Here is a 1,539-nt window from a genome sequence, read left to right as displayed (position 1 = left end):
GAGACTGTAATGAATTTTGTGTAAACTCATAATAGAGTATATATCCTCTCGGATTGATGTTAAAATAAATATTAATCCAGGAGGATATTTTTATGGCGAGACAAAGGAAAATGACACCTGAACGTAAAGCATTTATCAACAGTTTATTGGAACATTATAAGCCGAATGATGCTCATGATGTTCAGGAAATGCTGAAGGATCTGCTGGGAGACACATTACAGGGTATGCTGGAAGCTGAAATGGACGAAAAACTGGGCTATTCCAAGTATGACTATCAAAACAAAGATACTGATGACAGCCGGAACGGCTACAGCAAAAAGACAGTGACTTCTTCTATGGGGCCGATCAATCTCGATATTCCACGAGATCGAAAAGGAGAGTTCGAACCTCAGATCGTCAAAAAGAACCAAACTGATATTTCTAATATCGAAGATCAGGTTTTATCTATGTATGCTAAAGGAATGACTACCAGGGATATTTCCACCCACTTAAAAGATGTTTACGGTGTGGATGCTTCTGCTGAAATGATCTCCCACATGACAGACCGCATTCTGCCGGTTGCAAAAGAATGGCAGAACAGGCCGCTGGAGCGTAAATATGCCATTGTTTTCATGGATGCCGTCCATTTTCATGTCCGGGAAGACAACCGCACTGTCAAAAAAGCGGTATATGTTGCTATCGGAGTGAAACTAAATGGTATGCGGGAAGTTCTGGGTATGTGGGTCGGTGGAAATGAGAGTGCAAAATACTGGCTCGGTGTCCTTAACGAGATCAAAAACCGTGGAGTAGAAGATATCATGATCGTTTCTGTAGATGGCCTGACAGGATTTGGAGAAGCTATTCACGCGGTATTTCCTTATGCTGAAATTCAGCGTTGTATTGTCCATCAGATCCGCTATTCTACGAAGTTTATCTCATATAAGGATCTGAAACCCTTTATGGCAGATCTGAAACTGGTGTATAAAGCAGATACGGAAGAGCTGGCTGCAGCTGCGCTGGATGAACTTGAGGAAACGTGGGGAAAGAAATACCCGGCCTCCATTGCTTCCTGGCGGAATAACTGGGCACAGCTTTCAACGTATTTCAAGTATCCCTCCGAAATACGTAAGCTTATATATACTACGAATTCAATAGAAAATTTCAATAGACAGCTACGAAAGGTTACAAAATCCAGGACAATCTTTCCTACCGATGATGCCTTGTTTAAAATGCTGTATCTGGCAATGATGGATGCAACAAAAAAATGGACCGGGAAATCATGGGACTGGGGCCAGACGCTTGATCAGCTGTGTATATATTTCGGTGACAGGATTCATCCTGAAGACATCATGTAAGCAAAAATTCAGCGCCATGTAAAGGGTAAATAAACGCCCGTTTGCAACGGGCGCCCTTGACATGCCACTGAATTCATGCTAATAATAGGCCAAGGGCTGAACAGCAGAATCTGCCATTCAGCCCCTGAACATTTTGAACTCATATCTTTATGACCTAGATTTTTTCATCAATCTGAGAGGTTTACACAAAATAAATTACACTACC

Annotated in this window: 1 protein-coding gene; it reads left to right on the top strand. The window is 41.9% G+C overall.

Annotated elements, in window-relative coordinates:
* Nucleotides 1-110 precede the first annotated feature (110 nt).
* The gene (locus tag ACTQ3K_RS12560; RefSeq protein WP_441568230.1) at nt 111-1,334 is read left to right on the top strand and encodes an IS256 family transposase; all 1,224 of its coding nucleotides are present in this window, start codon (nt 111-113) and stop codon (nt 1,332-1,334) included.
* Nucleotides 1,335-1,539 lie beyond the last annotated feature (205 nt).

It is taken from the genome of Candidatus Paralachnospira sp. LCP21S3_A2 (genome assembly GCF_052118925.1).
Classification (GTDB): Bacteria; Bacillota; Clostridia; order Lachnospirales; family Lachnospiraceae; genus Lientehia.
The sequence above is the reverse complement of the archived record's forward strand: the minus strand, read 5'-3'. Positions and strand labels throughout refer to the sequence as shown.

What these genes read in the sequence shown, in the direction of transcription:
- ACTQ3K_RS12560 (WP_441568230.1), top strand. Translation starts at nt 111, where the DNA reads ATGACACCTGAACGTAAAGCATTTATCAACAGTTTATTGGAACATTAT.